This window comes from Saccharopolyspora galaxeae, from assembly GCF_016526145.1.
Taxonomy (GTDB): domain Bacteria; phylum Actinomycetota; class Actinomycetes; order Mycobacteriales; family Pseudonocardiaceae; genus Saccharopolyspora_C; species Saccharopolyspora_C galaxeae.
This window is the reverse complement of sequence record NZ_JADDUE010000021.1, coordinates 26,300-38,657: the sequence shown is the minus strand read 5'-3', so window position 1 is coordinate 38,657 and position 12,358 is coordinate 26,300. Positions and strand designations below refer to the sequence as shown.

At 68.1% G+C, this 12,358-nt stretch carries 14 protein-coding genes; 8 read left to right on the top strand and 6 right to left on the bottom strand.

The features are described from left to right. The coding region (locus INP57_RS28765) for a hypothetical protein (protein ID WP_200073513.1) at positions 1-182 on the top strand (182 nt) is incomplete at its 5' end. Between the two features lie 112 nt (positions 183-294). Here INP57_RS28765 and INP57_RS28760 read toward each other — a convergent pair. Then, positions 295-984 carry a FadR/GntR family transcriptional regulator gene (locus INP57_RS28760; protein ID WP_307850337.1) on the bottom strand — a complete coding sequence of 230 codons (690 nt, stop codon included), beginning with the start codon at positions 982-984 and terminating at the stop codon, positions 295-297. 382 nt (positions 985-1,366) lie between these two features. Between INP57_RS28760 and INP57_RS28755 the strand changes: the two genes are divergently transcribed. From INP57_RS28755 to INP57_RS28745, 3 genes are all read left to right on the top strand, one after another. Beyond that, positions 1,367-3,001: an AMP-binding protein gene (locus INP57_RS28755; RefSeq protein WP_200073511.1), complete on the top strand. Its 1,635-nt coding sequence runs from the start codon at positions 1,367-1,369 to the stop codon at positions 2,999-3,001. A gap of 57 nt (positions 3,002-3,058) precedes the next feature. Next, positions 3,059-3,499, top strand: coding sequence for a CoA transferase (locus INP57_RS28750; RefSeq protein WP_200073510.1), 441 nt, complete (start codon positions 3,059-3,061; stop codon positions 3,497-3,499). A gap of 103 nt (positions 3,500-3,602) precedes the next feature. Beyond that, positions 3,603-4,613, top strand: coding sequence for an Rv3169 family protein (locus INP57_RS28745; protein ID WP_200073509.1), 1,011 nt, complete (start codon positions 3,603-3,605; stop codon positions 4,611-4,613). 58 nt (positions 4,614-4,671) lie between these two features. Here INP57_RS28745 and INP57_RS28740 read toward each other — a convergent pair whose 3' ends face one another. Genes INP57_RS28740 through INP57_RS28725 form a run of 4 tightly spaced genes read right to left on the bottom strand, consistent with a single transcriptional unit; the run spans position 4,672 to position 7,654 of the window. Further along, complete coding sequence (locus tag INP57_RS28740; protein ID WP_200073508.1) at positions 4,672-5,460, bottom strand: SDR family NAD(P)-dependent oxidoreductase; 789 nt, start codon at positions 5,458-5,460, stop codon at positions 4,672-4,674. Beyond that, positions 5,450-5,803 (bottom strand): non-heme iron oxygenase ferredoxin subunit, encoded by a 354-nt coding sequence (locus INP57_RS28735; protein WP_200073507.1) that lies wholly within the window; start codon positions 5,801-5,803, stop codon positions 5,450-5,452. The genes INP57_RS28740 and INP57_RS28735 overlap by 11 nt, the downstream gene beginning before the upstream one ends. Positions 5,804-5,838: 35 nt before the next feature. Continuing rightward, positions 5,839-6,342: an aromatic-ring-hydroxylating dioxygenase subunit beta gene (locus INP57_RS28730; RefSeq protein WP_200073506.1), complete on the bottom strand. Its 504-nt coding sequence runs from the start codon at positions 6,340-6,342 to the stop codon at positions 5,839-5,841. A 1-nt stretch (position 6,343) separates the two neighbouring features. Further along, the gene (locus INP57_RS28725; protein ID WP_200073505.1) at positions 6,344-7,654 is read right to left on the bottom strand and encodes an aromatic ring-hydroxylating oxygenase subunit alpha; all 1,311 of its coding nucleotides are present in this window, start codon (positions 7,652-7,654) and stop codon (positions 6,344-6,346) included. A gap of 224 nt (positions 7,655-7,878) precedes the next feature. Here INP57_RS28725 and INP57_RS28720 point away from each other — a divergent pair, with 224 nt between their 5' ends. Both INP57_RS28720 and INP57_RS28715 read left to right on the top strand, forming a co-directional pair. Then, positions 7,879-8,139: a hypothetical protein gene (locus tag INP57_RS28720; RefSeq protein WP_200073504.1), complete on the top strand. Its 261-nt coding sequence runs from the start codon at positions 7,879-7,881 to the stop codon at positions 8,137-8,139. Then, positions 8,136-9,197, top strand: coding sequence for a DODA-type extradiol aromatic ring-opening family dioxygenase (locus tag INP57_RS28715; protein ID WP_200073503.1), 1,062 nt, complete (start codon positions 8,136-8,138; stop codon positions 9,195-9,197). The genes INP57_RS28720 and INP57_RS28715 overlap by 4 nt, the downstream gene beginning before the upstream one ends. 119 nt (positions 9,198-9,316) lie before the next feature. On the opposite strand, the gene INP57_RS28710 is transcribed toward INP57_RS28715, so the two are convergent. Continuing rightward, positions 9,317-10,111, bottom strand: coding sequence for an IclR family transcriptional regulator (locus INP57_RS28710; RefSeq protein ID WP_233628674.1), 795 nt, complete (start codon positions 10,109-10,111; stop codon positions 9,317-9,319). Between the two features lie 231 nt (positions 10,112-10,342). Between INP57_RS28710 and INP57_RS28705 the strand changes: the two genes are divergently transcribed. Both INP57_RS28705 and INP57_RS28700 read left to right on the top strand, forming a co-directional pair. Further along, a complete protein-coding gene (locus INP57_RS28705; RefSeq protein WP_200073501.1) occupies positions 10,343-11,371 on the top strand; it encodes an amidohydrolase family protein in 1,029 nt (342 codons plus the stop codon). Next, positions 11,371-12,342 carry an alpha/beta fold hydrolase gene (locus INP57_RS28700; protein ID WP_200073500.1) on the top strand — a complete coding sequence of 324 codons (972 nt, stop codon included), beginning with the start codon at positions 11,371-11,373 and terminating at the stop codon, positions 12,340-12,342. The genes INP57_RS28705 and INP57_RS28700 overlap by 1 nt, the downstream gene beginning before the upstream one ends. Positions 12,343-12,358: the final 16 nt, after the last annotated feature.

The window sequence follows — 12,358 nt, the reverse complement described above, 5'->3', positions numbered from 1 at the left end:
TCGACCGCGTGGACGAGGCGCTGGGCACCGCGCCGCAGAAGATCGCCACCGGCTGCCCGTTCTGCCGCGTCATGCTCACCGACGGGCTGACCTCCCGGCAGAACGAGCAGGCCGCCTCCGAAGACGTCGAAGTCCTCGACGTGGCGCAACTGCTGCTGTCCAGCGTCAAGCGCGGCGCATAGTCCACATAGGACAAACCTGGTGTGCAATCCGGGCGTAGCGCTCCATGTGAAGGGGAGGCTCCACCGCTGGCGCAGCACCGCGAGCGCCGATGCTCGCGGCGGGATGCGGGCGTCAGTCGTCGACCGGGATCTCCACGCGTTCGTCGGTCTCCAGCACGGCCTTGGCGTAAGAGTGCACGTGCCGGTTCATCCGGCGCACGGCGGCCTCCGGGTTCTGCTGGCGGATCGCGGTAGTGATTGACTTATGTGCCCGCGCGGTGACCTTGCGGACATCCGCGTCAACGAACGCTTCGTTCTCCGTAGCCGTGTAGATCGCCTTGGACAGCGCGATCATCAGGGCTTCGAGCAGTTCGTTGTGGCTGGCGGTGGCCACGCCGATGTGCCAGTCGATGTTGGCGTCGAGGAAGTCCGAAAGGTTCCCCTCGGCCGCCTCCAGTGCCTTGTTCGCGTCGTGTAGCGCGGCCAGCTCCTCGTCGGTTCTGTTCTGCGCCGCGAGGCTGGCGCAGACAGGCTCGATGGCCTCGCGCGTTTGCAGCAGGTCCGTCAGCCGCAGCTGGCGCCCCCTGATCAGCAGGCTCAACGACGTCGCGACCGAATCCTGGCTTGGTCGTTGCACGAACGCGCCGCCGGCGCGGCCGGACTTGATGCGCACCAGGCCCTGGACTTCGAGGATGCGCAGCGCCTCGCGGACCGTGCTGCGGCTCATCTGGGTCTGGGTGACCAGGTCCCGTTCCGGCGGCAGCTGGGTGTCCTCGACGAACTCCCCGCTGAGGATGCGCTCGCGCAACTCCTCGGCGAGCACGTCGGAAGCCTTCGGCACTTCCATCGGCGCCAGCCGCACTGCCGAGCGAGCGCCCTTGGGTGAGTCAGCCACCTGGATCTCCCGATTTTGGTCGGATATTATGGTTGATTCTAACATTCGCGGGTTAGTTCGTGGACGTCCGGTCGGACGTGTCCGGCCGCTTGCCGGTGCAACATCGCCCGCTGAGTCTCGGCTCTAGCTCGCAGCTTCCTCGCCCTATGGGTGCGGCCGCCCCAGTGCCCCCGTGGTGTCGCCCTCTCCCGTCACTCCGAAGCTCTTCCGTTTTTGGACTGACCTTTGTAATAGTTGGAGCATGGTGGCGTGATGCGGGGCACGCCAGGTGACGCTCAGGCGAAGTGACGGGTAGGTGCCCATGACGCTCATGACCGTGCATGACCGCTACAGCGAGGACGAGATCCGCGACCACTACGCCGCCGGTGTTTGGCGCGATGAGCGGCTGTTCGACGTGGTCGAGCAGCACGCGGCCGAACGAGGGGAGGGGCTGTTCGGCTCCGACTCGACCACCTCGTGCACCTACAGCGAGTTGCGGGACGCAGCGGTGCGGCTGGCTTCCGGACTGGTGCGCCGGGGGATCGGGCCCGGCGACCGGGTCGCGGTGCAGTTGCCCAACTGGACGGAGTTCTTCGCGATCGCCACGGCGGTCGCGTGGGCAGGTGCGGTCCTGGTGCCGATCATGCCGATCTATCGCCGAGACGAAGTCGCCTACATCGTCGAGAGCGCCGGCGTGAAGGCGGCCTTTACAGCCGGCGAGCACCGGGGCTTCGACCACGCGGGACTGTTCGTCGACCTGGCGGGTGCGCACGAGTCCTTGGATACGGTGGTGGTCGTCCGGGCCGAAGAGGTTCCCGCGGGGGCCGTCGCGTACCGCGACCTGCTCGCCGAACCGGCTGCCTCGGACGCGGAACTCGGGCCGGGTGCGTCGCCGGACGATCCGTTCACGATCATGTTCAGCTCCGGCACAACCTCCCGGCCCAAAGGCTGCGTGCACACCTTCAACACCATGTGCGCCGGAGCCCGGCTGCTCGGCCAGGGGTGGCGCTACACCGCCGATGACGTCCAACTCGGACCTTCGCCGGTCACGCACACCACGGGCTTCGTCACCAGCTACCTGATGCCGCTGATCCACGGCGCGTCCTCGCACCTGATGGAGAAGTGGGAACCGCGCGAGGGTCTGGAGCGGATCGCGAAGTTCGGCTGCACGGCCGCGGTGACCGCGACGACGTTCCTGCAGGCATTGATCGACGTCTACGACCCGGCCGTGCATGACGCCAGGAGCATGCGGTTCTGGACGTCGGCCGGGGCGCCGGTTCCGGCCAGCATGGTCGAGTCGGCCCGGCAGGTTCTGCCGAACATGCACGTCTTCAGTCTCTACGGCAGGACCGAGGGCATCACCACGACGGTGTGCACCGTTGATGACGACCCGTCCCGCTCGCTCACCTCGGACGGTCGCGCGCTGCCACATCAGGAGGTGCGGATCGTGGGGCCGGAAGGAGAGGAATTGCCGCCGGGACAGGAAGGCGACATCGCCTACCGCGGGGCGATGAACTGCCTCGGGTACCTCGACCAGCCAGAGGAGACCGCGGCCAACTACACCAGCGACGGCTTCCACCGCTCCGGCGATCTGGGCGTGATGGACAAGGACGGGTTCGTGCGGGTCACCGGCCGACTCAAGGACATCATCATCCGTGGCGGGCTGAACATCAGCGTTCGGCAGGTCGAGGACCTGCTCGCGGCGCATCCCGGGGTTCACGAGAGCGCCTGCGTGGGCATGCCCGACGCGCGGCTGGGCGAGAAGATGTGCGCCTACCTGGTTCCGGCCGACTCGGCGAATCCGCCGGCGTTCGACGAGATCAAGACCTACCTGCTGGGCGAGGGCTTGGCGATCCAGAAGGTGCCGGAGCGGTTGGAGGTCGTCGAGGCGATGCCGACCACTGCGACCGGCAAGATCCAGAAGCACCTGCTGCGGGCCGACATTAAGGACAAGATTCAGGAATGAGCCGACCGCGGGCGGCGGCCCGAGAGCGTCGGGGCTGCGGGGGCGTCGAGGTCCGGGGTGGCCGACCTGGATTTTCCCGGGAAAATACGGGACTCCACCGCTTCCGGAAGCCTTCTATGGGAAGGGAATTCGGTTTCGGGAGTCCGAAGTGGACTTCTGCGTCTCAGCGCACATCGAAGGAGGGCGCGTTCGTGCACCGAGGCGGCGCGTGGACGCGATGCCTGCCTAACCGCCGTGCTGGACGTGGAGGAAGCAGCCGAGGACGAGCACAACCGAGCGCGCGGCGGCTTCGTCCAGGTCGACGGATTGACCCAACCCGCGCCCGCGCCGCGATTCAGCCGGACACCGGCGCGCGTCGATTCACCACCGCCGCTACCCGGCGAGCACACCAGGTCGGCGCTGGCCGACTGGGGCGTGCCCGAGGACGCGGTGGCGTCGCTGGTCGAGGCCGGCGTGCTCAGCTCGATCCCGGAACCGTCGGCGGAGGCGGACCGCTGAGAACCGTGACCACCTCGGTGCTCCGGAGCAGAAAGTCGTTGGCGGTCGCGCTGCCCGTGCCGATTCGCAGCAGGAGACCGGATACCGGTCGGAAGGAGAACCGATGAGCGAGGAATTCCACGACGACCTGGTCGAACCCGGCGGGACGGGCGTGCCCGAGCGGTTCTTCGACCGCTTCATGTTCAACCTCCATCCGACCTGGGAGACCGCACCGTCGGTGATCACGGGGTTCGGGCACTACCCGGCAAAGGACGTCGCCGACGGCTTCGCGATCGTCACCACGGACACCGAGCAGCGCAACGTCCGGTTCTCCACCGAACTCAGCGCCACGGGAGGACGAGGCGCCGGCCCGCTGCGGTTCGAGGTGCTCGAGCCGAACCGGGCTTGGCGGCTCCGGCTCGCCCCCAACCCGACCGGCATGGAGTACGACGTGATCTGGCGGGCGCGCACCCCGTACTGGCTCGGGGATGTGGCGGTGAACAACGCCGACGCGGCGACGACCGACTTCGAACACCTCGTGCAGTCCGGGCGCTACGAAGGCACGCTGCTGCTCGACGGCGAGGTGCACCGGGTCAACGGCTGGTACGGCCAGCGGGACCGGTCCCGGGGCGTGCGGAACCTCTCGGGAGGCCAGGGGATGCACGCGTGGTTCCAGGCGCAGTTCCCGGACCGCTCGGTCAGCCTCCTGCTGGTCGAGGACCGCGGCGGCGGACGACTGCTGCTGGAAGGTGCGGTGCTGCACGAGCACGGCGTCCTCGACGCCGTCGTCGACGTCCGGCACGACCTCCGCTTCGACGGGCTCGACCTGCGGGACGGCACCGTGGAAGTGGTGACCAAGCGCGGCACGACATATCTGATCGACGTGGACGCCACGGCCGGTGGCGGCTTCATGGCGGGTGGCGGGTACGGCGGGCACCACGGGCGCCGGATGGGTCGGGACCACCTGGAGCACGACACCTACCCGCTGGATGGGTCGGTCCACCAGCGGACCCTCGACTCGCCGTTGACCGACCGGCTGGCGTCCTACCGCTGGAACGGGGTTCGCGGCACGGGGATCTTCGAATTCGCGCTCAGCCGCAGCACGTCCTACACATACCGCCCGACCCTCGCCTGAGACCAGCGAGGCCGGAGGAGCGAGCCGGCTGGGCAGGCCCGCTCCTCCGAGGACGGGATCAAAGCATGGAGCTGCCGCCGTTGACGCTGATCGTCTGCCCGGTCACGTAGGACGCCTCTTCCGCGGCGACGAACGCGACCGCCGCGGCGACCTCGGCCACCGTCCCCGGACGGCCCATCGGGATCGTGGACCTGATCTGCGCGAAAAACTCCGCCATGTCGCGACGTTCCGCCTCGGGGGCGGCCACGATCCGGGCATCCGCCTCCGGAGTGCTGATCCACGCCGGCGCGACGGTGTTCACCGTGATACCCCGCTCGGCGTACTCGCGTGCGAGGCCGGTGGCGAACGCGTGCACCCCGCCCTTCGCGGCGTTGTACACCGCGTGCCGGTAGAGGCCGTTGCGCACCGATTCCGCACCGATGTTGACGATCCTTCCGTACCCGGCCCCGGACATGATCGGCAGCACTGCCAGCGTGCAGTGCAGCGTCGTCCAGAGGTTCCGGTCGATCGTCGCTCGCACCGTGTCTTCGGTGTGTTCGGGGGTCGGCAGGATCACGCCGCCGCCGGCGCAGTTGACCAGAATGTCCAGGCGTCCGGCCGTTTCCGCGGCGGTCGCGATCAGCCGTTCGGCGTCCGCGCGTTCGCTGAGATCCCCGGAGACGGTCCGGACTCGGCCCGGTGGGTCCGATGCCAGCTCGGCCGCCGCGGTCCGCAACCGGTCCGTATCGACATCGCCCAGCACGAGTGTGGCGCCCTCGTCGGCCAGTCGTGCCGCGATCCCGAAACCGATGGGGCTGGCGCCACCGGTGACGACGGCGACGCGGCCGGTGAACCGCTCAGTCCTCACCAGCGGACTCCTCGGTCAGCACGTAGACCTTCCCGGCCTCCACGGTCGTGGGGTAGCGGCGCAGGGCGACCGTGGCGGGGAAGCACAACGCCGTTCCGTCGCGAATGTCGAACTTCGCGTTGTGCAGCGTGCAGGTGACCTCGAAACCGCACAGTTCGCCTTCCTCACCCAGCGACCACTCCTCGTGCGTGCACATGTCCGCGGTAGCGTAGAACTGCCCGTCGACGCGGTAGACCGCGATCGCCTCGCCGTTGTCGGGCTCGACCGTCATCGACTCGCCGTCGGCGAGTTCGTCGGTCTCGCACGCGAGAACCCGGTCCGAAACCGCGCTCGGCTCGCTCATCGGTAAATCCTCCTGGTGTGGACGCGCGCCGTTCGTCACAGGACGAACGAGATCTTGCCCTGGGGAGCGAGGCGGTCGTGGGCCAGCACCGCCTTCTTGCGCCGGATCTTGAACCCGTCCTCGCCCTGCACCAGGTCGTAGTAGTAGTGGCCGGCGTACTGGTCGAACTTTCCGGCCTTCATGCGGGAGACGAGGAAGCTCGCCGACACCGACACGGCATCCGGACCGCGGTCGAGGATGCGGACGTTGCCGACGATGCGGCTGGTCTGCGAGTGCGGGAACTCGGCGTGCGCCTCCGGCTTTTTGAGGCGGATCACGCGCTGTTCCAACATCGTCCGCCGGTCGTGGATCAACGACCAGGTCTGACCCGGATCGGACGCGGGCGCGTCGGTGGCCGGCGCCTCGTAGGTGCAGTCGAGGGTGAACAGCTCGACCCACTCCTCCAGGCGCCATTCGTCGAGTAGCGAGGACTCCAGGAACAAGAAGTCCTCGACCTCGCTGCGGGTCACGGTCGCGGCGTTCGGGGTGGCAGCGGTCATGTCAGGCTCCCTGGGGTGCGCGGGTGTCGAAGGGGACGAACTCGTCGACCTCGCGCGGCAACCGCTCGCCGGTCATCAGCGCGTTCCACTGCCGCCACCAGGCGCGCATCTGGAGTTCGTCGTTGGCAGCCGGGCGGGTCTTGCCCATGCCCTTGGAGATGTCGGACCAGCGCAGCTCCTTGCGCGCGCTGAATCCGCGCTGTGCCTGTTCGAGCGCCTCGACGTCGTCGGGGGTGGCCAGCCCGGCCGGTCCCCAGAACGTGAGCGCGTTGTCGATGCGGTACTGCAGGGATTCGCCGTCGAGGCCGCGGGGCGCGATGTGCCAGCTGGTGACTTCGGTGCGGTCCGGCGCGACCGGCATGATCGTGCGCAGGATCATGCCGAAGTTCAGGTCGATCAGCACGAAGTTGGGGAAGAAGATGCTGTTGCGCGCCAGGTCGAACACCGCGGTGGCGTAGGACTCGCCGCATCGCTGGACCGCTTTCTCCCGCAGCTCGGCCAAGTTGCGCACGACGTTCTCGTTGGCCAGCGGAAGGCCGTTGCCCGGGTAGATCAGCGTGGCGTGCCCGTTGTCGAACTCGGTTCCCAGCCCGGCCGGTGGCACGCCGTTGGTGTCGGCATCGCCGAGCATCGGCGGGGTCTGCCCGAGTTCCATCATCATCTCGAAGTAGGTGTGGTGCACCGATTTCGCGTGGTAGCCGTCCACGCTGTTCTCGACCAGCAGCTTCCAGTTGGCGTGCAGTTCGTAGTTGTGCGTGCCGGTGAGCACCTCGATGCCGTCCTCGGACTGGTCCACGGCCAGGTCCAGCAGGTATGTCGCGGTGCCCAGCCAGCTACGCAGATCCGGGGCGTCGCCGGAAAAGTTCACGAACCAGAAGCCGCGGTAGGACTCGATGCGCGGCGTGTGCAGACCGCCGTACACGTCGGCCGGTGACGCGGCGTAGTCCTCCGCGGACGGGACGTTCACCAGCTCGCCCGAATTGCGGTAGGCCCACCCGTGGTAGAAGCAGGTGAAGATCTTCGCTTTCCCGGCCGGATGCCGACAGACCGATGCGCCGCGGTGCAGACAGGTGTTGAGCAGCACCCGGACCTCGCCGCGCCGGTCGCGGTTGAAGATGATCGACCGGCCGCCCACGTCGCGGGTGCGGAAATCGTTGCGCTCGGGGATCTCGGATTCGTGGCCGACGTACAACCAAGACGGGCCGAACAGCAGCTCGCGTTCCCGTTCGAAGACCTCCTGCGAGGTGAACACCTCGCGGTCGACTTGGAACAGCGAGTCCTTGCGATTGTCGATCACGAGAGGATCAGGCATGCCCGTCTCCGTTTCAGTGCGGCCTTCGTTGCCCACACCCGGAACCTCCGGGAGGCCGGGGGAGGAGCCCAGGCTAGGAATCGCCGCTGCATCGCGGTGACCTGGTTCCGGCCGCTGGAACCGCTGTTCCTGGGGCCGGCAGCAGATGGCTAACGTCCGGGTCGAGCGAAACCCGACGTGCCGCCATTCCGGCACCGCTGCGGCCACCCGCGAACGGAGCACCGATGCGCATCGTCGATCACCACGAACCCGACGGGCCGGACAAGATCCTGCACATCCGGTCGGTCGGCTGCGACATCAATATCATCGTGGGCACGCACGATCCCAATGGGATTCCGTTCACGACCGTCGAGGTGCTCCCGCACGAGCCCGACGAAGACGGGACGAATTGGTGGCACCTGGGCACATCCAGCGTCGTCGTCATGCCGGAATCGCACGTCGCACCGACACCGCGGGGAACCCAGAACGGAGCAGAACGACGATGAGTCGATTCCTCGGCCTCGGCATGACGCACTACCCGTTGCTGGCTGGCACGGACGAGCACATGGCCGGATTGCTCAGGTGGACGTTGCAGGACCCCGATATCCCCGAGCGCGAGAAGGACCCGGCGAGCTGGCCGGCGTCCATGCGCGCGGAGTGGGGCGCGGACCAGGGGCGCTCCGCAGCGGCCGGGCACCGCGCCCACCTGCTGGACGGTCTCGCGCGGTGCCGCGCCGCCCTCGACGAGTTCGCCCCCGACGTGGTCGTGGTCTGGGGTGACGACCAGTACGAGAACTTCCGCGAGGAGGTCGTGCCACCGTTCTGCGTGCTCGCCTACGACGACCTGGAGGTGCCGGCGTTCGAGGTGATGAACGAGCGCGGCAGCCCGAACGCCTGGGGACTGCCCGACGACTTCCGCATCACCCTCCGCGGTGACTCCGCGATCGCCCGCAGGCTCGCCGACGGGCTCATCAACGACGGCGTCGACATGGCCTATTCGTACCGCAAGCGGGATGGAGCGCACTTCCCGCACGCCATCCTGAACACCCAGCTGTTCCTGGACTACGACCACGCGGGAGCGCGATTCGCGTACCGGCTGCTGCCGATCACGGTGAATTGCTACGGCGAGCACGCCATCGCGCGCAAGGGCGGCTTGGCCCGGTTCGCCGACATCTCCAGCGAGGAGCTCGACCCGTCCGGCCCGAGCCCGGCCCGCTGCGTCGAGGTGGGACGGGCGATCGCGCGGCACTTCGCCGGGAACGACGAGCGGGTCGCGTTCATCGCCTCGTCGAGCTGGTCGCACGCCTTCCTGACCGATGCCCTCTGGCACATACGGCCGGACACCGCCGCCGACCGCCGACTCTACCAGCTGATGGTCGAGGGCCGCTTCGACGACCTCGCCGTGGTGAGCGGGCGCGACGTCGTGGCGGCCGGCCAGCACGAGATGCTGAACTGGTTCTGCTTGTTCGGCGCCGTGCAGGAACTCGGCTTGCAGCGGCGCTGGTCGACGATGGTGACCACAGACGTGTTCAACTCGAACAAGCCGTTCGGGATCTTCTCTTGATGCGTCGTTTCAGTAGGGTCTTTGTCTTGTCAGCGGCGGAGCCGCTCCAGCAACGACCATGTAAGCAACCGGCACCGCCACGCAGACCACTCGGAAGCGACTCCTGAGCGGACGGGCGCTCACAGCCGACCTGGGAACCAGTCCTCGTGGCCGTCGGCGAGCACCTTCGCATTGTCCGTGGCGATCCGGTCCGCGGTCACGCGCACAGCATCGATGAGTGCCCGGTCGCTGTTGCGTTCTCCGGCCGTCGAGGACACCGACAACGCCCCGACCGCGCGGCCGCGGATCAGCACCGGCGCGGCCAGGCAGCAAACGTCGGGGTGCGATTCACCGCGCGCACCGGCGAACCGGTTCCGCTGAACCTCGGCCAGTTCGGCGCGGAACTCCGCGGCATCCGTGATCGTGTTCGGCGCGACCGCGTGCAACGGGCCTGCCAACGCGGAGTCGACCTCATCTGGTGGTGCGAACGCCAACAACGCTTTGCCCAGTGCTGTGGCGTGCGCGGGCAGGTCCGTGCCGGGGTCGGCCGACGGCAGCTCGTGCCCCGGCACCATCATCCGCTCGACGAACACCACGCGTTCGCCCCGCAGCGTGGCCATGTGCACGTGCCGGCGAGACCAGTGGTGCAGCGCGCCCAGGTGTGGCAGCGCCGACTGCCGCAGGCTTTCGATCGGCATCGCCGAAGCGAACCGCCGCAGCGGTAAGCCGACCTTGAACCCCGCGCAATGCGGCTCGATCACACCGAGCTCGGTCAGCCGGCCGAGCAAGCGGTGAACCGTGGATTTCGGCAGACCGCTCGCGCACGCGATCTCGGTGAGGGTGAGGACCCGGTGGTCGGGCCCGAATGCTCCCAGCACGTCGAACGCTTTGGACAGGATCGAAGTGGGAGGGGATTCCTGCTTCTGCTCGTGCATCGTGGTCACGGCGCACCTCCTTGTGCTGCCCGCCGTCGTGCAAACCCGCGCACGAGCGCGGGCCGTGCGGCGCCGATCGGGACCATGGAGAGCTTAACCCGATCGCGCCTGTCAGGTCTTTCCTTGCGCCGCACGGGTTTCGGTTCCGGCCACTGAAACATCAGCCCCACCGCGGCGCGGGTGCCTTTAGCGTCGCGGCCACGATTCCTCCGAACCGCAGGGATGCTGTCCATGCCCGAGCTCACGGCCGTCGATGTGCACGCGCACCATTTCGGTCCCGACGCGGGAGAAACCCCGGTCCGGCACGATACCGACGCTCCCCGGCTCGTGATCGACGGAGACGGGAGCGGGCAGATCATGCGCGGTGACACGACGTTCCGGGCCGTCGAGCCGGTGCTGTGGGATGTGAATCTGCGCTTGGCGGAAATGGACCGGGCCGGGCTCTCCCACCAGGTCGTCTCTCCTGTCCCGGTCGTCATGGAGCACGCGTCCGGCGCGGATCCGGAATGCGCGCGCAGCACCAACGACTCGATCGCGGAGGCGTGCGAGCAGTCCGGTGGGCGTCTACTCGGACTGGGATGCCTGCCGCTGGGCGACATCGACGCCGCTATCGCGGAACTCCGGCGGTGCCGGGAGATCGGCCTGCACGGGGTCGAAGTCGGAACACGGATCGGCGAGCTCGACTTGGACGCCCCGGATCTCGACCGGTTCTGGGATGCCTGCGATGCCACGGCATCGGCGGTGTTCGTGCACCCGGTGCAGGGCGGACGGGACGTGGTTCGCCGGGCCGGAGCTCCGTACGACCTCGGTCTGGGAATGCTGACCGACACGGCCATCGCAGCGTCGGCGCTGGTGTTCGGGGGAGTCTTGGCCGAACGCGAGCAACTGCGCGTCGTGCTCGCGCACGGCTGCGGAACGTTCCCGTGGGCGTACCCACGGTTGCGGCTCGCAGCAAACCTGACCGGCGACATCGCGGACCGGGACCGGTTGGCGCGCCGGTTGTTCGTGGACACCCTCGTTTTCGACGACGAGCATCTAGGGCTGCTCGTGCACCGGTTCGGTGCCGACCGGTTGGTCTTGGGTAGCGATGCGCCGTTCTTTCCGGACCAGATGGCGAAATCGATGAACTCGGTGCGGGCGGCACAGCAGACCGGCGTGCTGCCCGAGCACGTCGATCCTCCTTTCCTGGCCCGCAATGCCGCCGAATTGCTGGGGCTCGCCACCGATCCCCCTCGAACTAGCTGCGAAGGAGCACGCTGATGGCGTTGACCAGTGAGAATCTCGTCGAGACACCGGGCATGGCGAGCCGGTGGGTGCGTCTCGCGAGTGGTGCACGTGCCCACTACATGACCTCGGGTGACACGGGTCCTGCCGTGGTGCTGCTGCACGGCGGCCTGCCGGGATCGTCGGGCCTGGCCGGGTGGCGGTTCATGGCGTCCTACCTGGGGGAGCGCGGGTTCCGGGTTTACTGCCCGGACATGCCGGCGTTCGGCCTATCCGATCCGAGGCCGGAGCACTGGCCGCGGGGCATGGAGGACTTCGTCGACTTCATTTACGACTTCGCCGACGCGCTGTGCCTGGACCGCTTTCACCTGGCGGGCAACTCGATGGGTTGCATGAACACGGTGAACTACACCGTGGCGCACCCGGAGCGGGTGCTGAGCTTCGCGCTCATCGCCGGCGATGTCGGCGACGTCGTCCCGGAGGAGATCAAGCCGCCGCAGGGGCAGTTCCACATGACTGCCTACGACGGCACCCGCGAAGGAATGCGGTCCATGATGGAGGCGATCATCCACCGGCCCGAGGCGGTCAGCGACGACCTCGTCGAAATGCGCTACTTGTCGGCCGCCGAGCGGTTGGAGGCCCACCAGCAGTTCTGGCCCACGCTGTTGCAGTACCGCCACATCGTCCCGTGGACTGACCAGAACCGGGCCGCGCGGCTGGCGACCAAGGGGCGCCTGGACCGGCTGGAGATCCCCGGGATCTACCTCTACGGCAGGCAGGACATCCTGACCCCGGTCGAGTGGGGGCACGTCCAGGAGGACCACCTGCCCAACGTGCAGTTCTTCTACCCCGACGACTGCGGCCACCAGGGCCAGACGGACCGGCCGGACCTGTTCAACCCGGTCTTCCACGAGTTCTTCGCGCACGGAACCGTGCCGGGAGAGCTGGCCGACGAAGCCGGCGTCTCCGACCGGCGCCCCGAGCTGCCCCTGATCAAACGCGGCTGATCCGCCGCATCGAGAC

What these genes read in the sequence shown, in the direction of transcription:
- INP57_RS28755 (WP_200073511.1), top strand. Translation starts at nt 1,367, where the DNA reads ATGACCGTGCATGACCGCTACAGCGAGGACGAGATCCGCGACCACTAC.
- INP57_RS28745 (WP_200073509.1), top strand. Translation starts at nt 3,603, where the DNA reads ATGAGCGAGGAATTCCACGACGACCTGGTCGAACCCGGCGGGACGGGC.
- INP57_RS28735 (WP_200073507.1), bottom strand. Translation starts at nt 5,803, where the DNA reads ATGAGCGAGCCGAGCGCGGTTTCGGACCGGGTTCTCGCGTGCGAGACC.
- INP57_RS28730 (WP_200073506.1), bottom strand. Translation starts at nt 6,342, where the DNA reads ATGACCGCTGCCACCCCGAACGCCGCGACCGTGACCCGCAGCGAGGTC.
- INP57_RS28725 (WP_200073505.1), bottom strand. Translation starts at nt 7,654, where the DNA reads ATGCCTGATCCTCTCGTGATCGACAATCGCAAGGACTCGCTGTTCCAA.
- INP57_RS28720 (WP_200073504.1), top strand. Translation starts at nt 7,879, where the DNA reads ATGCGCATCGTCGATCACCACGAACCCGACGGGCCGGACAAGATCCTG.
- INP57_RS28715 (WP_200073503.1), top strand. Translation starts at nt 8,136, where the DNA reads ATGAGTCGATTCCTCGGCCTCGGCATGACGCACTACCCGTTGCTGGCT.
- INP57_RS28710 (WP_233628674.1), bottom strand. Translation starts at nt 10,111, where the DNA reads ATGCACGAGCAGAAGCAGGAATCCCCTCCCACTTCGATCCTGTCCAAA.
- INP57_RS28705 (WP_200073501.1), top strand. Translation starts at nt 10,343, where the DNA reads ATGCCCGAGCTCACGGCCGTCGATGTGCACGCGCACCATTTCGGTCCC.
- INP57_RS28700 (WP_200073500.1), top strand. Translation starts at nt 11,371, where the DNA reads ATGGCGTTGACCAGTGAGAATCTCGTCGAGACACCGGGCATGGCGAGC.